General features: G+C 68.6%; 26 protein-coding genes. 13 read left to right on the forward strand and 13 right to left on the reverse strand.

The features are described 5' to 3' along the window. Positions 1-78: 78 nt before the first annotated feature. Positions 79-330 carry a helix-turn-helix domain-containing protein gene (locus ACTWPT_RS26230; protein WP_443180100.1) on the forward strand — a complete coding sequence of 84 codons (252 nt, stop codon included), beginning with the start codon at positions 79-81 and terminating at the stop codon, positions 328-330. Positions 331-444: 114 nt separating this feature from the next. Here the strand turns inward: ACTWPT_RS26230 and ACTWPT_RS26235 are convergent, their stop codons facing one another. After that, complete coding sequence (locus tag ACTWPT_RS26235; RefSeq protein WP_443180101.1) at positions 445-816, reverse strand: TetR-like C-terminal domain-containing protein; 372 nt, start codon at positions 814-816, stop codon at positions 445-447. 6 nt (positions 817-822) lie between these two features. Between ACTWPT_RS26235 and ACTWPT_RS26240 the strand changes: the two genes are divergently transcribed. Continuing rightward, entirely contained in the window at positions 823-1,077 is a 255-nt protein-coding gene (locus ACTWPT_RS26240) for an FBP domain-containing protein (RefSeq protein ID WP_443180102.1), read from the forward strand. A 36-nt stretch (positions 1,078-1,113) separates the two neighbouring features. Here the strand turns inward: ACTWPT_RS26240 and ACTWPT_RS26245 are convergent, their stop codons facing one another. Together ACTWPT_RS26245 and ACTWPT_RS26250 are read right to left on the reverse strand one after the other, a co-directional pair. After that, positions 1,114-2,067: a radical SAM protein gene (locus ACTWPT_RS26245; RefSeq protein WP_443180103.1), complete on the reverse strand. Its 954-nt coding sequence runs from the start codon at positions 2,065-2,067 to the stop codon at positions 1,114-1,116. Positions 2,068-2,100: 33 nt separating this feature from the next. Next, complete coding sequence (locus ACTWPT_RS26250) at positions 2,101-2,556, reverse strand: GNAT family N-acetyltransferase (RefSeq protein ID WP_443180104.1); 456 nt, start codon at positions 2,554-2,556, stop codon at positions 2,101-2,103. Between the two features lie 329 nt (positions 2,557-2,885). Between ACTWPT_RS26250 and ACTWPT_RS26255 the strand changes: the two genes are divergently transcribed. Genes ACTWPT_RS26255 through ACTWPT_RS26275 form a run of 5 tightly spaced genes read left to right on the forward strand, consistent with a single transcriptional unit; the run spans position 2,886 to position 5,080 of the window. Continuing rightward, positions 2,886-3,209 (forward strand): DMT family transporter, encoded by a 324-nt coding sequence (locus ACTWPT_RS26255; RefSeq protein ID WP_443180105.1) that lies wholly within the window; start codon positions 2,886-2,888, stop codon positions 3,207-3,209. Beyond that, a complete protein-coding gene (locus ACTWPT_RS26260; protein ID WP_443180106.1) occupies positions 3,206-3,787 on the forward strand; it encodes a TetR/AcrR family transcriptional regulator in 582 nt (193 codons plus the stop codon). Before ACTWPT_RS26255 ends, ACTWPT_RS26260 begins: the two co-directional genes overlap by 4 nt. Positions 3,788-3,807: 20 nt before the next feature. Further along, positions 3,808-4,371 (forward strand): GNAT family N-acetyltransferase, encoded by a 564-nt coding sequence (locus tag ACTWPT_RS26265; RefSeq protein ID WP_443180107.1) that lies wholly within the window; start codon positions 3,808-3,810, stop codon positions 4,369-4,371. Beyond that, positions 4,368-4,664, forward strand: a complete 297-nt coding sequence (locus ACTWPT_RS26270) for a DUF952 domain-containing protein (RefSeq protein ID WP_443180108.1) — start codon at positions 4,368-4,370, stop codon at positions 4,662-4,664. Before ACTWPT_RS26265 ends, ACTWPT_RS26270 begins: the two co-directional genes overlap by 4 nt. Before the next feature lie 41 nt (positions 4,665-4,705). After that, positions 4,706-5,080 carry a nuclear transport factor 2 family protein gene (locus ACTWPT_RS26275; RefSeq protein WP_443180109.1) on the forward strand — a complete coding sequence of 125 codons (375 nt, stop codon included), beginning with the start codon at positions 4,706-4,708 and terminating at the stop codon, positions 5,078-5,080. A gap of 30 nt (positions 5,081-5,110) precedes the next feature. Here ACTWPT_RS26275 and ACTWPT_RS26280 read toward each other — a convergent pair whose 3' ends face one another. Next, a complete protein-coding gene (locus ACTWPT_RS26280; protein ID WP_443180110.1) occupies positions 5,111-5,332 on the reverse strand; it encodes a hypothetical protein in 222 nt (73 codons plus the stop codon). A 418-nt stretch (positions 5,333-5,750) separates the two neighbouring features. Here ACTWPT_RS26280 and ACTWPT_RS26285 point away from each other — a divergent pair, with 418 nt between their 5' ends. After that, positions 5,751-6,005 (forward strand): hypothetical protein, encoded by a 255-nt coding sequence (locus ACTWPT_RS26285; RefSeq protein ID WP_443180111.1) that lies wholly within the window; start codon positions 5,751-5,753, stop codon positions 6,003-6,005. Between the two features lie 585 nt (positions 6,006-6,590). On the opposite strand, the gene ACTWPT_RS26290 is transcribed toward ACTWPT_RS26285, so the two are convergent. Both ACTWPT_RS26290 and ACTWPT_RS26295 read right to left on the reverse strand, forming a co-directional pair. Continuing rightward, positions 6,591-6,812 carry a hypothetical protein gene (locus ACTWPT_RS26290; protein ID WP_443180112.1) on the reverse strand — a complete coding sequence of 74 codons (222 nt, stop codon included), beginning with the start codon at positions 6,810-6,812 and terminating at the stop codon, positions 6,591-6,593. Positions 6,813-7,434: 622 nt separating this feature from the next. Further along, positions 7,435-7,917 carry a hypothetical protein gene (locus tag ACTWPT_RS26295; RefSeq protein WP_443180113.1) on the reverse strand — a complete coding sequence of 161 codons (483 nt, stop codon included), beginning with the start codon at positions 7,915-7,917 and terminating at the stop codon, positions 7,435-7,437. 109 nt (positions 7,918-8,026) lie between these two features. On the opposite strand from ACTWPT_RS26295, the gene ACTWPT_RS26300 reads away from it, so the two are divergent. Then, positions 8,027-8,179, forward strand: a complete 153-nt coding sequence (locus ACTWPT_RS26300; RefSeq protein WP_443180114.1) for a hypothetical protein — start codon at positions 8,027-8,029, stop codon at positions 8,177-8,179. 253 nt (positions 8,180-8,432) lie between these two features. Here the strand turns inward: ACTWPT_RS26300 and ACTWPT_RS26305 are convergent, their stop codons facing one another. Beyond that, on the reverse strand, positions 8,433-9,329 hold the full coding sequence (locus ACTWPT_RS26305) for a YihY/virulence factor BrkB family protein (protein WP_443180115.1): 897 nt from the start codon (positions 9,327-9,329) through the stop codon (positions 8,433-8,435). A gap of 256 nt (positions 9,330-9,585) precedes the next feature. Between ACTWPT_RS26305 and ACTWPT_RS26310 the strand changes: the two genes are divergently transcribed. Then, entirely contained in the window at positions 9,586-10,686 is a 1,101-nt protein-coding gene (locus tag ACTWPT_RS26310; RefSeq protein WP_443180116.1) for an AI-2E family transporter, read from the forward strand. A gap of 675 nt (positions 10,687-11,361) precedes the next feature. Here ACTWPT_RS26310 and ACTWPT_RS26315 read toward each other — a convergent pair. Next, on the reverse strand, positions 11,362-11,859 hold the full coding sequence (locus ACTWPT_RS26315; RefSeq protein ID WP_443180117.1) for an STAS domain-containing protein: 498 nt from the start codon (positions 11,857-11,859) through the stop codon (positions 11,362-11,364). Next, positions 11,856-12,086 carry an STAS domain-containing protein gene (locus ACTWPT_RS26320; RefSeq protein ID WP_443180118.1) on the reverse strand — a complete coding sequence of 77 codons (231 nt, stop codon included), beginning with the start codon at positions 12,084-12,086 and terminating at the stop codon, positions 11,856-11,858. The genes ACTWPT_RS26315 and ACTWPT_RS26320 overlap by 4 nt, the downstream gene beginning before the upstream one ends. 175 nt (positions 12,087-12,261) lie before the next feature. Between ACTWPT_RS26320 and ACTWPT_RS26325 the strand changes: the two genes are divergently transcribed. Beyond that, the gene (locus ACTWPT_RS26325; protein ID WP_443180119.1) at positions 12,262-12,477 is read left to right on the forward strand and encodes a hypothetical protein; all 216 of its coding nucleotides are present in this window, start codon (positions 12,262-12,264) and stop codon (positions 12,475-12,477) included. Between the two features lie 31 nt (positions 12,478-12,508). On the opposite strand, the gene ACTWPT_RS26330 is transcribed toward ACTWPT_RS26325, so the two are convergent. From ACTWPT_RS26330 to ACTWPT_RS26345, 4 genes are all read right to left on the reverse strand, one after another. Next, entirely contained in the window at positions 12,509-13,024 is a 516-nt protein-coding gene (locus tag ACTWPT_RS26330) for a DUF5994 family protein (RefSeq protein ID WP_443180120.1), read from the reverse strand. Next, positions 13,021-13,983 (reverse strand): acyl-CoA desaturase, encoded by a 963-nt coding sequence (locus tag ACTWPT_RS26335; protein WP_443180121.1) that lies wholly within the window; start codon positions 13,981-13,983, stop codon positions 13,021-13,023. Before ACTWPT_RS26335 ends, ACTWPT_RS26330 begins: the two co-directional genes overlap by 4 nt. Positions 13,984-14,138: 155 nt before the next feature. After that, complete coding sequence (locus ACTWPT_RS26340) at positions 14,139-14,441, reverse strand: LapA family protein (protein ID WP_305925196.1); 303 nt, start codon at positions 14,439-14,441, stop codon at positions 14,139-14,141. A gap of 595 nt (positions 14,442-15,036) precedes the next feature. Beyond that, positions 15,037-15,330: a hypothetical protein gene (locus ACTWPT_RS26345; RefSeq protein WP_443180122.1), complete on the reverse strand. Its 294-nt coding sequence runs from the start codon at positions 15,328-15,330 to the stop codon at positions 15,037-15,039. A 734-nt stretch (positions 15,331-16,064) separates the two neighbouring features. Between ACTWPT_RS26345 and ACTWPT_RS26350 the strand changes: the two genes are divergently transcribed. Both ACTWPT_RS26350 and ACTWPT_RS26355 read left to right on the forward strand, forming a co-directional pair. Beyond that, a complete protein-coding gene (locus ACTWPT_RS26350; protein ID WP_443180123.1) occupies positions 16,065-16,376 on the forward strand; it encodes a UBP-type zinc finger domain-containing protein in 312 nt (103 codons plus the stop codon). A 19-nt stretch (positions 16,377-16,395) separates the two neighbouring features. After that, positions 16,396-17,397: an acyl-CoA desaturase gene (locus ACTWPT_RS26355; RefSeq protein ID WP_443180124.1), complete on the forward strand. Its 1,002-nt coding sequence runs from the start codon at positions 16,396-16,398 to the stop codon at positions 17,395-17,397.

Here is a 17,397-nt window from a genome sequence, read left to right on the forward strand (position 1 = left end):
CGGCTGGATCCGGCGGCCCACCACCATCAGGCGATAACAATACCGGTATTTGTATCCCGGGGGTGTACAATGATGTCCATGGTGCGACCTCCTCTCACCCCCGAGGAACATCTGCGCGGCGAGCACCTCGGCAGGCTTCTGCGCCAAGCCCGAGGCGAGCGCAGCATCGTCGAGGTCGCCGCCGCGGCCGGCATGTCCGCCGAAACCCTCCGCAAGATCGAAACGGGCCGGATCGCCACTCCCGCGTTCTTCACCATCGCCGCGCTGGCCGACGTGCTCGGCATCTCCCTCGACCACCTCGCCGTCCGCTCCACCCCGGCCCCCACCTGACCGGCGCCGAAGAAGCGATCGCGGCCCGGACACACCGCCACACCTGCGCGTGGAACGGCATGGTCTCGTGGGACCGGCGTGCGCGCCACCGCGATCAGCGAGGCGCGCACCTCCTCATGTCCTTTCTTCCTCCACCGCCTCACGGGACGGATCCGCAGGCCAGTTCTCCAGCATGAGGTGGAGAACGTCGAGGGCCCGCTCCCAGGACTTCTGCACCTCGCGGGAATGACTGAACCCGCCGTTGGCCTCCAGGGTGATGTAGCCGTGGAAAGCGCTGCGCAGCAGGCGGCCCGCGTCGGTCAGGTCCGGCTCGACGAGCCTGTACGCGCGCAGCATCGCGTGGGTGAGTTCGATGGTGCGGAGGTAGGCGGTGCACTCGGCCAGGACGGCCGGGTCCAGGTGGACCGCCTGGGTTGCCGCGTACCGGCCGGGGTGGGCCAGCGCGTAATCACGGTAGGCGTTGGCGAACAGCGCGGGCACTTCCATCGCGGCATGTGCTCCCTGTGCCTGACCACGCACCCCGGCAGCGGCGTCTCGCTGATGACCGCCCGGCGAGCAGGTCAGGCCGGCCGGGACGGCAACTCCGTCGGCGTGTACGTGTGCACCGACCTTGCCTGCTCCCTGTACGTGCGCGGCAAGAAGATCCCGGACCTGGGAGGCAGACTCGAAGAATCCCTGACGGTGGAGGAACAGATCGATCGCACCAGGTCCAAACTGTCGGCATTCCTGGACAAGGTTCTGGCCTGACTCGGGCACGGCGCCTGGCAGGCGGCCGGCGCTGTTCTACACCAGCGCCAGCTGCGCCACCCGCGGCTCACCCCGCTGCGCCACCACCGGGCCGCACCCCATCCCATACACGCGGCACAACTGGGCGATCTGCCCCGTGATGCGCTGCTCGTAATCGGCCGACGGCAACCCCGCCCGGTCGTACAACTCCTCATAACGAGCCACCAGCTGCGGATGAGCCCGCTCCAGCCACTCCAGATACCACGCGCGCGTGCCCGGCGGCAGCCTGAGCACCACCGGTTCCACCGCCTGCGCCCCCGTCCCCGCGATCCGCCGCACCGTCGCCGACAGCTGATCGGCCGCGTCGCTCAGCAGCGGCAACACCGGCGCCATCAGCACCCGGCACGCCACCCCCGCCTCCACCAGCGCCGACACCAGCTCCAACCGGGCCTGCGCCGTCGGCGCACCCGGCTCCACCGCCCGCCGGATCCGCTCATCCACGAACGCGATCGACACCGCCACCTGCGCCCCCGCCTGCGCCAGCAGATCGGCGTCACGCAACACCAGGGGACCCTTGGTGTAGACGGTGAACGGCACCCCCGCCTCGGCCAGCGCCCCGATCACACCCGGCATCAACCGGTACGTCTCCTCCGCCACCTGATAACAGTCGCCGCTGACCCCGACCGCCAGCTCCTCACCGCCCCAGCGCGCCAGATCCGCCCGCAACCGCGCCACCGCGTTCGGCTTCACCACGACCCGCGTGTCGAAATCCCGCCCCGCGTCCAAACCCAGCCGCCGATGCCCCGCGCGGGCGCCACAGCCGCGGCAGGCATGGGCGCAACCACGGTAGGGGGAGACGGCCCACCGCTGCGCGATGCCCGCGACCTGCGGCACCCGCTCGATCATCGTGCGGGCCTGCATCTCGAGGAAATCACCGCGCACCACCGCACGCCGCTCGATCAGCGGGCGATCGTCGGCAGCGTCAACAAGCGAAAGCGCGTCCCAACCCACACCCTCCAGTGGAACACGTATTCGACTACGTTTTCAAGCGGTTCCGCCCACCACATGCCCCCACGCGTAACGATGCACCAGCGCCGGCTCGCCCGCCGCGTCCAGCCAGCCGACCCGGCCGCTGCCCACGCGGCGCCAGCCCGACCGCTCGTACAACGCGATCGCCGCCCGGTCACCGGCCGACACCTCCAGCTCCAGCGGCCCCGGCACCGCCGCGCGCACCGCCGCCAGCAGCCGCCCCGCCACACCCCGCCCTCGCGCGGCCGGCACCACGAACAACCGGGTGACCTCCACCTCCCCGGCCACACCCACATGCCCCACCACGGTCCCCGCCTCGACCGCCACCCACGCCCGCGTCAGCCCACCCGGACACAACCAGCCGGCCGGATCATCCGGCCAATTCACCGGGTAGCGGTCTGCGGCATGGACCAGGGCGAGCGCCTCCACGCAGGCGTCCAGGTCCCCAGGAACTCTCCGGCGAATGGTCACGTCCCCACCCTAAGCCTCGTCGCCATCGCCGATCCCGCCCTGTCCCCGCCGGCCAAGCCTGCGGCCGCATCCCCCCGCACCTGACGGCCAGCCCGCGGCCCGACCCGCCTGCGCCCTGACGGCCGTGGCCAGACCCGGCCGCGCCTGCCACACCCAAGGCGACAGACCGGGGGAGCAGCGCGCCCGGCCGCCACACCACCCCGCGCAAGCCCCCACCACCACGGCCGCTCCACGGTGGCCGCGCCGCTGGGGCGCAGCCGCCCAACAGTGGCGGCGGCGCCCGCGATAAACTGGCACACTCGTACCACTTTTCAGTCTGGGGGACACCCATGGCCTGGCTCCTGCTCGCCATCGCCATCGCCACAGAGGTCCTGGCCACCTCCGCGCTCAAACTCAGCAACGGCTTCACCCACCTCGGCTGGACCCTCCTCGTCGCCGCCGGCTACATCACCTCCTTCACCCTCCTGGCCCAAGCACTCAAACTCCACCTCGACATGGGCACCGCCTACGCCGTCTGGTCAGGCGCGGGCACCGCCGCCATCGCCCTCATCGGCGCCGCCTTCATGGGCGAGACCCTTACCCCCCTCAAGATCGGCGGTATCCTGCTCATCATCGGCGGCGTCGTCGTCCTCAACCTCGCAGGTGGCCAGTGAACCCGCAGCCCGACCACCCCGGCCTCGCACCCCGCCACACCGCCACCCAGGCCCGCGGCCGCCGCCGCCGCGCCGCCCTCCTGGCCGCCGCCGTCGACCTGCTCACCGAAGGCGGATTCGCCGCCGTCACCCACCGAGCCGTCGCCCAGCGCGCCCACCTGCCCCTGGCCGCCACCACCTACTACTTCGCCTCACGCGACCAGCTCCTGGCCGAAGCCTTCGCCCAGCTCGTCGAAACCGAACTGGCCACGACCCGCGCCTGGATCGCCGACCACGGCCTCCTCGACCTGCCCGCCCAGGTCGCCGCCGCCGACCGCACCCGCCAGCTCGGCCTGTGGGAACTGTACGTCCACGCCGGCCGCGACCCCGTACTCCAGCAGATCGCCCGCCGCTGGACCGACGGCTGCACCCACCTCATCGCCGACGCCCTCCACCTCAGCGACACCGACCCCCGCGTACGCCTCCTCTCCACCACCCTCTCCACCGTCTGGCTCGAACACGTCGTCGAACAACGCCCCCTCGACGAGGCCCGCACCCTGCTCACCCTCGCCATCGAAAACACATTGCGCCCCCCATGACCCCTCCCTACACTGCCTGCGTGCTCCAACCCCGCTACCCGATCACCACCGAACGCCTCCTCCTGCGCCCCTTCACCCCGGCCGACCTCGACGCCGTCCACGCCTACGAATCCCGCCCCGACGTCGCCCGCTACCTCTACTGGGAACCCCGCGACCGCGACACCTCCCGCACCTTCCTCGACAAGAAGATCACCCGCACCGCGCTGCGCGAAGAAGGCGACGCCCTCGACCTGGCCATCACCCTGCCCCACACCGGCCACGTCATCGGCTCGGCCCTGCTCATCTGGACCAGCAGGCAGCACCGCCAAGGCGAGATCGGCTACATCCTCCACCCCGACCACCACGGCCACGGCTACGCCGCAGAAGCCGCCCGCGCCATGCTCCGCCTCGGATTCGCCGACCTCGGCCTGCACCGCATCACCGGCCGCCTCGACGCGCGCAACACCGCCTCCGCCCGCGTTCTGGAAAAACTCCGCATGCGCCGCGAAGCCACCCTCATCGACAACGAATACGTCAAAGGCGAATGGGCCAGCGAAGCCGTCTACGCCATCCTCGACACCGAATGGACCGCACAGGCCGCATGACCCTCCACCACCTCGCCCTGGCCGCCGACTGGCATGCCGCCCAGCCCGCGGGGGAGTACCGCATCTCCACCCTCGGCCGCACCCTCGAGCAAGAAGGCTTCATCCACTGCAGCCGCGACCTGGCCCAGCTGCGCGACGTCCACACCGCTTACTACCGCCACGTCACCGCACCGCTGCTCATCCTCGACATCGACCCCACCGGCCTCGACGTCCGCACCGAAAACGGCTACCCCCACCTGTACGGGCCCCTGCCCGTGACGGCCGTCACCGCCGTCCGCCCCTACACCGGCTGAAAACGGCCACCACACCACGCAAGCCGGTCACAATGATCGGTATGGAGACCCGAACGGCCGCCCAGCGCTTCGCCGACACCTGGCAGCGCGCCTGGACCAACCACGACGTCGCCGCCATCACCGCCCTCTACCACGACGACGCCGTGCACACCAGCATGCCGTTCCGCCCCCCGCATCACGGCAAACAAGCCATCGCCGACTACATCGCCTGGTCCTTCACCGGCGAAAGCGAACCCACTGTCACCTTCGCCACCCCCATCGTCGACGGAGACCAGGCCGCGATCGAGTTCCGCGTCCACGCCCTCGACAACGGCCGCCCCACCACCCTGGCCGGCTGCGTGTTCGCCCGCTTCAACACCGACGGGCTCGCGGTCGAAACCCGCGACTACTGGCACACCGCCGACAGCCACTCATGACCACTGCTCCCGGGACAACGGGGGAGCGGCTCAGCGCACCACCCGCAACGGCGCACCACCAGGCCCGCCACCGGCCACAGCCGGTCGCCTCGGCGCGGGCTCCGCACGTACCACCGGCTCCGGACGCGCCATCTGCTGCGTCTGCTCGGCCGCCTCCGCACGCCGCTCGGCACACCCGCCCGCGCAGTACCCGTTGGTCACGATCAGACGCCCCCGCAGCGCCGTGTACGACTCCTTACCCGAAGCGGGCACAACACCTTGACATACCGGGCACAACACCGACTGGCTCCCCACGTGCTGCTCCTCTCGGCGCGAATAGCGCGAATAGCAGGAGCTCCACCCTAAGTCCATAGCCGGCGCAAAGGACAGCGAATCAACCAGCCGTCAAAGCAGCCGTCAAACCCGCCGGCCCGCCGCGAGCGCCCGGCCGCGGCGCCGGCGCACCGGCGAAAGCGCCGCTCAGCACACCGATTCCGCCCTCCGCCGCCTCCTGCGCGGCGCCGGATCCGTCCACGAGGCCGGCAGAAAAACTTTCCCATCAGACCCTCCGGCCTCACCCGCAGAGGGGAGTCTCGCACCGCACCGGACAGTGGTTACTTGACATAATGTTCATTATCAAGCAACGAGCGAACCGCCGCATAAACCCTCAACTCGTGGGAAGACGCAGCCCATGTCACCCCTGGAGATCACGAGCCCGAGCATCATCGCGCTCACGGCCGTCATCACCGCAGCCGCCATCTGGCTCATCATCCTCGCCGCACGCCTGACCCAGCGGCCCCGCAACCGCCCCAACCCGAGCATCGATCTGGTCGACCAGGCCCGCGAGCTCAAAGCCCTCGGCCAGATCCAGGAAGCCGTTTTCCTGGTACGCGGCGAAACCGGCATGAGCCAGAGCGCCGCCGCGCGCTTCGTCAACCGCCTGTGACCCGTCACGGGACGCTGGTCGCAGGCGGGCTTCCCCGAGAGCCGGTCGTCGGCGGGTCCGGCGCTGGCGCCCTAGAATCACCCGAAAGAGGCATTTATGCGCTATACCGGACAGAATGTGAATTCTGTTCTGTTTGGCTTGTTTGTTGATCTTCGCCCCCTTTTTTCATGTCGCACCAGATGCCCTGTCTCATCGGATCTGCTTGGTTTCGACCCGTCTTTGTCCCTTCTCGGTTGAGCTGGCGCAATCGCAACAAATCTCGGCGTCGATCCGGCCGATTCTCGATCGACCTGAGAGTTGCTGAACGGCATGGTCCGTTTTGGGCTGATTCTTGTCTCACTAGGGTTGGCGGTTCTCAGTAGATCAGCGACGTTGTCGACCGGCGCGGCGGAGATGCTCGGCACCGCTGACCTGAGGGAAAGGACGAGGCTGTGGCGGGCATAAGCCAGAAGCAGCACTGGTGAGATTCTGGTTCGTCTCACCACGCCTGTTGTACCCCAACTTCGCGACACGATCCGCTGGCGTGATTTCTGAGACTGGACATGTGTCTGGCAAGGCGGGAAGGATCGGATGCGCGATTGAGGGTTACTCGCGCGCGACCCTTCGCAGGCCGTGCGTGGGCGTCCACCACTCGACGACGAGCATCGTGGCCTCGTCGTCGAGGTGGGTGTGCACAACTTCGGCGATGTCGGCGTGGAAGCGGTCGCCGTCCGGTCCCTCGGCGATGGGTCCGACGGCGATCGCCCGACCGGAGATCTTCGCCTCGCCCGGAGATCCGCGGTGACCCGTCGGCTCGCAAGGTGGCAATTGTCTTGTGTCTGTGGGCGTCGAACAGCGCCCGCACGCGCCGCGCGAACTCCGGCTCTGCCTGTTCGACCTTCTGCCACGCCGTCATAGGTCCATGATCACACCGAGGACCCGGGTGGGATGCGCAGACAGGGGCTGTGCCCCGGGCACTCCCCCAGCTTCCCACCATCTACCTTCACGGAATTCTGGGCAATCGGCACATCCCAATGAGCGGGCGTTTCGCGTCCCGGCCGGGCTCATCTGGGCCGACGCCGGCCAAAGGTCACTCCGGGTCGAACATGCCGGGTTCGCCAGCCGCCGCGGTCCTGTCGTAGCGAAGACTGAAAGAAGAGAGCGAGCCGGACTTCAGCGGGGCTGTGCCCCTCCCCCGCCCTTGCGCCGTCGGCCGGGGGAGCAAATCAGTCCCCTGCGTGTTCCCCCGCTCCCCCGGACCTGGCCGCCAACCGGCGTCAGGTCCTTCTGCAGCAGCCGTGTCTGCCGCTGGTCGCATCGATCCGGGTCCAGCGCCTCGGCCAACTTCTTGGTATGCCAGTCCCCCTGGGGGCGGCATTTACTCATTCGATCACGCTGCCGAGCAGCTGCCGCTGCACCTGCAGCATGGGCTCGGCTGGCGATGTACAGGCTAGCCATCTCCTACGGCAGGCGCTACGTATGCTGCTCCCGGTCGTCTGTTGCCTCGCGCGGCCAACCGCATGTTAACCACTCCGACGCTGGTCAGGCTGGCAGCGGCCTGCTGAGACGTGGAGACCTTCCGTAAGCTGCTGAGATGACGACCACACCCCGCCGCGACGAGTCGGGCGAGTTGTCCCTTGAGACGGAAAAGCGAGCACTTCTCGATCACCTCGCCGCCGTTCTTGACGGCATGACCCGTGAGGAGGCCCGCGCAGCTGTTGATCGTTTCGCCGGAGCAGGCACCGCGCACGCGGTCGTCGCGGAACGACGCCGCCAGGCCGACGAAGCACGGCGCATGCTCCAGCGCATCATCGACGAGCGATACCGCGACGATCCGGAAGCCGCCGCGGCCGCTGCCGCCCTCGTCGGCCGACTTATCGCGCGGATCAAAGCCGAAGCCTCGCTCTGTTTCATCACGCCCGCTGTTCAGCATCGGCTGCTATTTCGTACCGGGCTGAAGGAGAGATCGTGCACCGCGCCAACGAGCTGGGCCTGGCCGGCGCCGTATCCCTTGCGGTCGCGATCACCGCCGCGATGCTCTGGTGGCCGAGGTCGTGCTCGGCAATTGGCTCGCCATCGTGTTCGGCGCCGCGGCGGCACTGGCCACCTGCTGGCTGTGGCTCCTGCAGCCGATCATCGACCTGCGCCGCCAAGCAACGGCCAACCCACCGCAGGCAACAGATGGCGCGGACTAACGAGCCGAGCGCGAATCCCCGGCGCCAAGAGCCGGCTGAACCCGAACGCCCGCTACGGGAACAACCCCACGGACGGAGGTTCCCACCCATGACCAGCACCGAGAGGATGAACACAGCGCTGCGCGACAACCCCCGCGCAGCAGCTGGTCGGCTTGGCGGGGGTGGTGGGGGGCGGTGCGGGGGCAGTGTGGAGTCGCGACGGAGGTACAGGCGGAGCCGGGAGTGGCCGTCCGGGTGGTGGCACACCTCGAGGTCACGGCGGATCTGACCGAGTGGCCAGGTCGGTGACCTCGCCGGTGGCGCTGGTGGCCGCCAGCGCGGTGGCGAACAGGATGAGCTGGTTGAGCACCTTGAGGAAGAGCAGCATCGCCACCGCTCCGGTGACGACCTGGTAGGCGGGGTTGGCGGCGGTGAGGTTGAGCAGGGCTTGGCCGAGGGTCTTGAGGATCTCCAGGCCGATCGTGATGACGAGCGCCGGCCCGATCACCCGGTGCAGCGGTAATCGCAGCCGTGGCGGCGCGGTCAGCAGCGCCATGGCCAGCAAGGTATTGACCCCGATGCCCAGCACGAACGCAGCCACCGACAGGACCCACCGGGCAGGGGTGGCCTCCACACCCACGGTGTTCACCGCAAGCCAGGTCAGCACCCACTCGGCGGCGAAGGCGACGGTGAGCGACAGGGAGAGCAGCACCCCGAGCCCGGCCACCACGCCCAGGTCGATGATCTGGCGCAGGAAGAAGTTGCCCGGGTACTCCTCGAGCCGCCAGATCGCCCTGGTCGCCGAGCGCAGCGTGTCCATCCAGAACAAGCCCGTCAGCGGCAGCACCACGCAGGCCACCAGCCCGGCCGTTCCCCCGGCATTGCGAAGCGCTTGGACGTCCAGGCGCGGGAAGGTGTCGCTCAGGTAGCGCTGCACCTCGGCCAGCGCCGCCGGATAGTCCAGGATGCGGCCGAGGATGGCGAACCCCAGCAGGACCAAGGCGAAGGTGGCGAAGAAGGCGTAGTAGGTGAGGGCGGCCGCCAGCCGGCCGGCGTCGGCCTTGTCGTAGCGGATCAGGGCGCGCACCATGTGATCCAACCAGTCGTGCCGGCTCCTCGCTCGCTTCCAGCCTGTCGCCATCCGGTCGGCCCAGCGCCGGGCGGCGCTCATGGCCGGGGCCGGTACGTCGGCGGAATGCGGCCGTGAGCGCGCGCCGCGGTCGTTTCACAGAAGATGGCTCACCGTGCCGTCGTGAAAAAGTTGGTAGGGCGGAACGACCCCTACCCGTGACGCACCTTTTATCTCTCCAACATTTCCCTGGGTTGAATCCTGAAAGCGTGCCTATCTCCGACCGGTGGGGAAGGTTCCGTGCATGGATCCACCTCAGGAGCGCCTTTTGCGGTTAGTGCCTGCGACCTTGGCGAGGATGGCCGCGTGGTGCGCGTGTCTGATCGTCATCGGCATCGTGGCCAACTACGTGTTCGGCTTCGTGGCGACGATGCGCATCCTCGCCCTGCCGGTGGCGGTCGCCCTGCTGCTGACCGCGCTGCTGTTCCCGCTCACCCGACGCCTGCGCGCGTCGGGCCTGCGGGCGATCTACGCCACCTGGATCACCATGCTCGTCGCCCTCGCCGTGCTGAGCGGGACGGGCTGGATCATCGGCGTCCGGGCCAACGCGGAGTTCCCCGGCCTGGTGACACAGGTCAGGCAGACGGCCAAGACGGTGGAGGACTGGCTCTACACCGGCCCTTTGCACCTGGAGCCCCTCCAGCTCAGCCGCTGGGTGGACGAGATCGCCAAGTTCATCACCGAGCGGCAGCGGCAGATCACCTCGACGGTTCTCGCGGGCACCGTGGTGGTGATTGAGGTCCTGGCCTCGATCGTGCTCCTGCTGTTCGTGACGTTCTTCCTGCTCAAGGATGGCGACCGGATCTGGTCCTGGTTCCTCAAGGGGTTCGGCCGGAGGGCGCCGCGGGTCGACCGGGCCGGCCGGACTGCCTGGGCCACGCTGTCCCACTACGTGCAGGGCACGGTGGCCGTGGCCGCGGTGCACGGCGTGCTCATGGGTCTGGTGCTGGCCGTCATGGGCGTCCCGCTCTGGGCGGCACTCGCCGTACTGATCTTCCTGGCCAGCTTCATCCCGATCGTCGGCATCCTGTTCGCCGGCGCGGTCGCGACGCTGGTCACGCTCGGCGCGAAGGGCCCGATCTACGCGCTGATCTTCATCGGCATCCTGATCATCGAGCAGCAACTGGAGAATCACGTGCTCCAGCCGCTGATAGTCGGCCGGGTGCTGCACTTCCACCCGCTGGCGATCATCCTCGTGCTGGCCGTCGGCGGCATCCTGGCCGGGATCGCGGGCGCGGTCGTGGCCGTGCCGATCACCGCCGTCCTCTACCGGGCCGTGCCCGAGCTCTTCAAGGACGATCCGATCCCCCTCCCGGCGGGACCGGCCCCAGAACCACCGGCCCCAGAACCACCGGCGCAGGCCGTATCTCCTGGGAAGGAACCCGAGCAGAAGGACTGACGGGCTTGGAGGCGAGCGCAGGCGCGCTCGAACTGGACAAGATCATGACCGCACGACCCGTGACGACAACGGGCGTGCGCGCCCGCGAGATAAATCTCTACCGCCCCTACTTCAACCTGGTCGCCGACAGCGCCAAGACGATCGAAGTGCGGGTGCAGTGCAGTACCTCAACCTGCGCACCCTCGCCACCGGCGACCACATCCGGTTCGCGTGCGGCCGCGACGCCGCCCTCACCCGTGTCAAGTGTGGCTCCTGCAGCCGATCATCGACCTGCACCGTCAAGCAACGGCCAACCCACCGCAGGCAACAGATGGCGCAGGCCAACGAGCCGAGCGCTGGTGAATCGGCCACGTCTGACCTACCGATCGCGATCGGACCGCGGTCATGGCGAGGGCCGGCGTGTCAGCCCAACCCTCCCTGCAAGGCCGTGCGCGCCCAGCCGAGCGCAGCAGAGGGATCCATCCCGCGCGGGTGCGGTCGGTTGGGGTGTAGCTGAGCCACTGGTCGATGAGCCGGCCCAGCTGTTCGGGCACGTCGATCTGCGTTAAGGCGATGATCTGCGCCGAGGCGACGATCTGCTCGGCGTCGGTGCGAGCCTGGCCGAGGATCGCGGCGGCCTGGATCTGGGCTTCTCCCAGCACCTGATGCCGTAGCCGATCCAGCTCGGCTGTTGCCTCAGCGGGAAGACAAAGGCGTGGCCCGGCGGTCGTCCTGCTGGCAGCGGCGGCGAGACCAGACATGTGCGCACGACGTCTCAGCGCGCTGCCGCGGAGCCGAACACGACCCTGCCCGTACCCCTGCCCGTACCCGTGCTCGCACGCCTGCCGAAGCCTCTGCCCGGGGTGGTGCCATACATCGGGAAGCTGCGGTCCAGGCCGGTGAGGCGCAGCACCCTGGCCAGGTGTGGACGGGGGCGGCCAGGCCGAGGGCGATGTCCAGGGATCTGGCCCGGTGCTGGACACCGACCACGGCGCCTAGCCCGGCGGCGTCGCAGAACGACACCCCCGACAGGTCGAGAATGAGCAGGCTGGTGCTGTACCGCAACGCGCGCAGCAGGCGTTCGCGCACCGCCTCGCCGGTGCCGATGTCCAGCTCGCCGCACAGGCGAACGACGGTGGCGGTGGCAGGGATGAGCCACAGACCTGCCCCGGAGCGGGGATGGAGGGTCGTCATGAGTTGCTCCGATCCTGCAGGTGAAGACCTGCCGTCTGGTGCCAGCCGGTGAGCTCGAGCAGGCGTCGCACCTGTGGGGAGGGCGAGCGCAACGTCAGAACGTGGCCGCCGCGCATACCGGCGGCGGCGGTGACCAGGGCGCGCAGTCCGCCGACGTCGCAGAACACCAGGCCGCTGAGATCGACGCAGAAGCTGCCACCACCCGCCATCGAATCTGTCGGCTGCACCGCTCGTGGCGTGTTGCGGGAATGGGGCGCTCTGCTGTTGACCGCAGCCGGTGTCTGGCGCAGAGCTCGGCTGGCGGTGGGCACGGTGGGATCGGACAACACTCAGAGCTCAAGGACGGCAAGGTGAATGGCGTTGAATGCTCGATTTCCGCGGCGGCCGGATCCGAACGATGGCGTGGATCAGGCCCTGGCCGATGTCTTGAAGGCGATTGGCACAGCCTCGCGTACGCTCGCCCTTCAGAACGCGGCGGGCATGGCCTGCCGTGGTGACCGGCAGCGGCTGGCCGTCTGTCTGGAGGCGATGACGCCTGGTCAGCTCGTTGAGGTGGCCGCTGCCGCCCGGTTGCTCAGTGCCGCGGCCGACCAGGAGCTCGCCAGGAGGGACCCGTAGCGGTGTGCAGTCCCCCTGCCAGAACGCGTGATCAGGATGCGTAGTCGCCGCGGGCGGGCTGTCGGGTCTGCCCGCCTTCGTTGTCCCAGTCGGACAGGCTCAGCTCCTGCTCGGCGATGGCGTCGGCGGGGCCATTTTGGTTTGCGGCGGCGAGGATGTCGCCAGGACGGGTACGGCCGCGGCATCGGGTGGCCATGACGAGCGCCTTGTGAGCGGCGGCGGGTGTGGTGTCGGGTGGGATGACGAGCAGGTTGAGGTGCTCGATCCCCGGGATGATCAGGTTGATCACGTGGGGGTCGATGGTGCGGAACCAGCCCACTTTGACGTGACGCCCGGGGGCGCCGATGTGGTGTGGGATGTTGTCCCAGGTGTCGATGTGCAGGCCCACGCGCAGGACTCGCCGGTTCAGCCGCTGGTCGACGGCGGTGATCAGGGCGGGCAGTTCCGCGCCGGCGTCGTAGGTGGCGGGCCACCACGCCCCGTCCACGGCGCCTCGGCGTGTGATGGCGGGATCCAGGCTGAGCCGTATCTTCTCAGGGCCGGTCATGGCGATGGCTCGCGGCGTCGTGCGGCCAGGCGTGCCGGGGTCGGCCAGCGTACGTCGTGGATCCAGCCGAGTTTTTCCAGCAGCCGGATCAGCCGGGCGGAGATGTCGATCTGGCCGGGCAGCACGCCGTGGCGGGCGCAGGTGGGGTCGGCGTGGTGGCCGTTGTGCCAGCTCTCGCCGAACGACAGGATCGCCAGCGGCCAGAAGTTCGCGGCCCGGTCGCCGGCGCGGGTTTTCAGCGGCCGCTCACCGAAGACGTGGCAGATGGAGTTGATCGACCAGGTGACGTGGTGCAGCATCGCGATGCGTACCAGGGCGCCCCAGAAGAACGCGGTCAGCGCGCCGTGCCAGGTGCCGGTGGCCAGCAGGCCGATCGCGGGCGGCAGCAGCAGCGAGGCCGCGACCAGTGGCAGGAACAGCTGGTCCACCCGGCCGATGCCGGCGTCGGCTAGCAGGTCCTTGGCGAAGCGCCGCCGGTTGGTGAGGTCGCGTCCGAACATCCAGCCGACATGCGCGAACAGCAGCCCTTTGGCCAGGCCGCGTACGCTGTGCCCGTAACGCCAGGGCGAGTGCGGATCGCCGTCGCGGTCGGCGAAGGCATGATGGCGCCGGTGGTCGGCCACCCACTGGATGACCGAGCCCTGCACGGCCAGGGACCCGGCCACGGCCAAGACGATCCGCAGCCACCGGCCCGCCTTGAACGCGCCATGGGTGAGATAGCGGTGGAAGCCCACCGTGACGCCGAGTCCGGTGAGGACGTAAGCCGTGGCGGCGATCGCCACGTCGACCCAGCTCAGCCCCCACCCCCAGGCCACCGGCACGGCGGCGGCCAGTGCCGCGAACGGCACCAGCACGAAAACCCACAACGCGACCACCGCCGCGACCGGTTTACGCCCGTCGATGATCGGCGCCGCGCCGATCCGCTCCCGATCGACGATGCCTGCACCTGTCGAAGCCATGCCAGTTCCCCCGTCACACGTGCAGCAGTGTCCTTTCGTTCCCTGGAACCAGTCCGCCTGCCCACGCCTTCAGCGCTCACTCTCCCCTTGGGCTGTTCTTGGGATTACCGGGGTGATCTGGTGGAGAAAGCCCTGACGCTGGGAGTGCTCGGCGGTCAGCGGTTCTGGCGGCGGCGTCGGCTGGCCAGGCGGCGGAGCTGGGTGATGCGGGCGGTGCCGAGCACCAGGGTGAGCAGGATCCCGCTGATCATGGCGATCAGCATCGCGACCGCGAGCGGCAGCGTGCCGTGCAGGCCGAGGAAGGACACCTGCGTGGGTGTGGTGTTCTGCAACATGAACACGATGAAGGCGACGGACACGAGCGCGGCGGCCCACACGCCCGCCCAGGCCACGCTGGTGCGGGTGACGGGTACCGGCCTGGAGGTCTCGGCGCTGGAGCCCGGGTCCGCGGGGCGCACGGCCGGCGCTGGTGAGCTCTCGCCTTGGGGCACATCGGCTTCAGCCGTTCCAGCGGATGGCCCGGATCTGGTACGGAAGCGGTGCAGGATGTCCATGACAACCCTTTCGGTGAGCCGGCCTGGCAGGCACCTCAAAAGCGTCGGGATGTCGTCGTTTCCGGATACCTTGACTCTACGTCACTCACCTGGCACGCCAAGCGGGCGCTCACCAGAGCGGCCGACCAGGCGGTCAGCGCCGCCAGGTCCTTCTTCGGGCCTGCCGTCATGCCGGATCCCGTCGCAGCAGCCGCACACGCCCCGATGCTCAGGGAGATCCGCCGCGCCCAGTCGTTTGATCCGCTCGGTATTCCCGTCAACGGCTCGCCCTGCGACTTCGACGCGCGTCAGCAACGCGAAGTCCCCACCCCGATCTCTCCTGACGCCTCCGCGCTCGGTATCGGTGTGAATCCCGGCTGCCCGGGCACGCTGCAATGCCGACAGCTCCTTTGCATCCCGCGCGGCATGAAGGCTGGCATAAAAAATGCCCGCGCCATGACGCGAGAATATTCTCACACGCCACAGCACAAGCTGAGTTTTTGCGACGTTCAGCTGGTGATCAGCTCTTGTCGCGAATCACATCGTAGTTGGAGAACTCGATCGGGCCCTCGCACAGTTTGGCCATGTGCGCGTTGAACCGGTCGGTTTCCGGTAGCTTGCTGTTACGCTGGGCCTCCTCGTAGGAGGAGAACTCCACGATGGCCACATAGTGATCGGGGCGATCGCGGTGCTTCGCCACGACCTCGCGTCTTACAGAGCGCGTGCCCTTGGTCTGTGTCCGCCACTCGTTCATGAGCGACTCGACATCCCCGGCGCGTTTGGTGTCGAATTCCAGAATCTGTACGAAGCTCATAAGAGCCTCCCCTTTTCCTTGGCTTGCGTTCCTTATTCAATACCCATCCGAAATAAATAGCAAGGAAATTTCGCACAAATGAGCGAATTCCACTCTCGGCATAAGGTGATGGGAGGTTCGCGCCGGTGAAATCTCCGGCCGATTCTGCGGGCCGGCGGCCCTCAAAGTTCGCGATCCGGCAGGTCAAGACGATCCAGTGGCCCCTCTTGGAAGATCTCGCCCGGCCCTGCCTGAGTCTGGGACGAGGGTCGCTGACACGTGTGCATCGGCCGAGGACGTCGCGCGGTGTTGGGCTCCGGTTCGGGCCCGGGAGACTGTCTGCGATCATCAACGGTCGGCCGGATCCTCGGCGCGAAGGTGCCAGAATTCGGAGGGAGACGGCTACGAGCTCGTTGTCGGCTGAGTTGATGGCGTTCTGGACAGCTCGCCCCGCGTTCCGCGCCCGGCCCTGGCAGGGGTCACCAGCTGATCAGCATCCACTCACCGCGAGAGCGAGGAAGTCCGCGAAACGCGCAGGGATCCCGGTCCATCGCTTTTGTGGCGGTCCGTCGAGACGCGGGATCGAGCCGGATGCGTGTCAGATACGGCGCGTCGGCAACGCGCCCGCAGGCTCGCTATCGCCGCAGGTGATGAGACTTACTGGGAATGGACGTTTCCACCGGCTCGCAGATCACCTTGACTGAGCACTGATCAGTCGGCGCAGCTTGCGTCGCTGTCACCATGAGGGGGTCGTGATGACCCTGGACGCAGAAGGAACGAACGCGACCGCGCGCGCCGGTCTGAACGGTCAGGCGCCGCGTTGCGATCACATCGATCTGCTCCCGGCCGTGGAGCCCGGGCTGCCCGAATGCAAGGAATGTCTGGCCCTCGGCCGGACCTGGACGCGGTTGCTGGTGTGCCTGACCTGCGGGTGGGTGGCCTGTAGCGACGATGCGCGCGGAGGCCACGCCAAGGATCACTACCAGGAAACCGACCACCCGGTGGCCGCCACCCTGGACCCGGGCTCGACCTGGCGCTGGTGCTACGTGCACCGGCGAACCGTATAGACAACACAAAAGAGACATCATGACCATTTTCGAACGGCCGGTAAAAGATCGGCTGGACTATGACGGCGCATCCCCATTTCCCGGAGCAAAGGAGCATCCTGCGGCCGGCAGAGCTCAGCTGGGGCTGACGGCGGCGATCGTGATCCTGCCGTTCTTCGCGCTCGGCGTCGCGATCGTCCTGGCGTGGGGGCAGGGAGTCGCGCTCACCGATCTGCTGCTGGCGGCGGGCTTCTACGTGGTGACCGGGCTGGGGGTGACGGTCGGCTTCCACCGGCTGCTCACCCACGGCTCCTTCACCGCGCGGCCATGGTTGCGCGTGGCGCTGGCCATCGCCGGGTCGATGGGTTTTCAGGGCAACGTCATCGACTGGGTCGCCGTCCATCGCCGCCATCACGCCTTCACCGACCGGCCGGGCGATCCGCACTCTCCCTACCGGTACGGCACCGGCCTGCGCGGGCAGCTTCGGGGGCTTGCCCACGCCCACCTGGGCTGGCTGTTCGCCGACGACCAAACGCCGGCCGAGCGCTACGCCCCGGACCTGCTGGCCGACCCGGCCATGGCCCGGGTGGCTCGTGCCTTCCCCGCGCTGTGCGCGCTGTCGCTGGCTCTACCGTTTCTGGCCGGCTGGGCGATCACCGGCACCCTGTACGGCGGTTTGACCGCGTTCCTGTGGGCTGGGTTGATCCGCGTCGCGCTGTTGCAGCACGTCACCTGGAGCGTCAACTCCCTGTGCCATGTGATCGGCAGCAGGCCGTTCAAGACCCGCCGCCACGACCGCTCGACCAACGTGTGGCCGCTGGCCCTGCTGTCCTTCGGCGAAAGCTGGCACAACGGCCACCACAGCCAGCCCAACTGCGCCCGTCACGGCCTGGAACGCGGCCAGCTCGACCCGTCCGCCGGGCTGATCCGCCTGTTCGAGCGGCTGGGCTGGGCGAGCGACGTGCACTGGCCCGACGCCGAGCGCATCCAGCGCCGCCGAGCCGACCACCCCCAGCAGGCCCGCGTCCTGGCCGGAGACTGA

This window comes from Nonomuraea sp. 3N208 (assembly GCF_052245935.1).
In the GTDB taxonomy this organism is placed as follows: domain Bacteria; phylum Actinomycetota; class Actinomycetes; order Streptosporangiales; family Streptosporangiaceae; genus Nonomuraea.

What these genes read in the sequence shown, in the direction of transcription:
- ACTWPT_RS26230 (WP_443180100.1), top strand. Translation starts at nt 79, where the DNA reads ATGGTGCGACCTCCTCTCACCCCCGAGGAACATCTGCGCGGCGAGCAC.
- ACTWPT_RS26235 (WP_443180101.1), bottom strand. Translation starts at nt 816, where the DNA reads ATGGAAGTGCCCGCGCTGTTCGCCAACGCCTACCGTGATTACGCGCTG.
- ACTWPT_RS26240 (WP_443180102.1), top strand. Translation starts at nt 823, where the DNA reads ATGTGCTCCCTGTGCCTGACCACGCACCCCGGCAGCGGCGTCTCGCTG.
- ACTWPT_RS26255 (WP_443180105.1), top strand. Translation starts at nt 2,886, where the DNA reads ATGGCCTGGCTCCTGCTCGCCATCGCCATCGCCACAGAGGTCCTGGCC.
- ACTWPT_RS26270 (WP_443180108.1), top strand. Translation starts at nt 4,368, where the DNA reads ATGACCCTCCACCACCTCGCCCTGGCCGCCGACTGGCATGCCGCCCAG.
- ACTWPT_RS26275 (WP_443180109.1), top strand. Translation starts at nt 4,706, where the DNA reads ATGGAGACCCGAACGGCCGCCCAGCGCTTCGCCGACACCTGGCAGCGC.
- ACTWPT_RS26285 (WP_443180111.1), top strand. Translation starts at nt 5,751, where the DNA reads ATGTCACCCCTGGAGATCACGAGCCCGAGCATCATCGCGCTCACGGCC.
- ACTWPT_RS26295 (WP_443180113.1), bottom strand. Translation starts at nt 7,917, where the DNA reads ATGCTGAACAGCGGGCGTGATGAAACAGAGCGAGGCTTCGGCTTTGAT.
- ACTWPT_RS26305 (WP_443180115.1), bottom strand. Translation starts at nt 9,329, where the DNA reads ATGAGCGCCGCCCGGCGCTGGGCCGACCGGATGGCGACAGGCTGGAAG.
- ACTWPT_RS26310 (WP_443180116.1), top strand. Translation starts at nt 9,586, where the DNA reads ATGGCCGCGTGGTGCGCGTGTCTGATCGTCATCGGCATCGTGGCCAAC.
- ACTWPT_RS26315 (WP_443180117.1), bottom strand. Translation starts at nt 11,859, where the DNA reads ATGACGACCCTCCATCCCCGCTCCGGGGCAGGTCTGTGGCTCATCCCT.
- ACTWPT_RS26330 (WP_443180120.1), bottom strand. Translation starts at nt 13,024, where the DNA reads ATGACCGGCCCTGAGAAGATACGGCTCAGCCTGGATCCCGCCATCACA.
- ACTWPT_RS26335 (WP_443180121.1), bottom strand. Translation starts at nt 13,983, where the DNA reads ATGGCTTCGACAGGTGCAGGCATCGTCGATCGGGAGCGGATCGGCGCG.
- ACTWPT_RS26345 (WP_443180122.1), bottom strand. Translation starts at nt 15,330, where the DNA reads ATGAGCTTCGTACAGATTCTGGAATTCGACACCAAACGCGCCGGGGAT.
- ACTWPT_RS26350 (WP_443180123.1), top strand. Translation starts at nt 16,065, where the DNA reads ATGACCCTGGACGCAGAAGGAACGAACGCGACCGCGCGCGCCGGTCTG.
- ACTWPT_RS26355 (WP_443180124.1), top strand. Translation starts at nt 16,396, where the DNA reads ATGACCATTTTCGAACGGCCGGTAAAAGATCGGCTGGACTATGACGGC.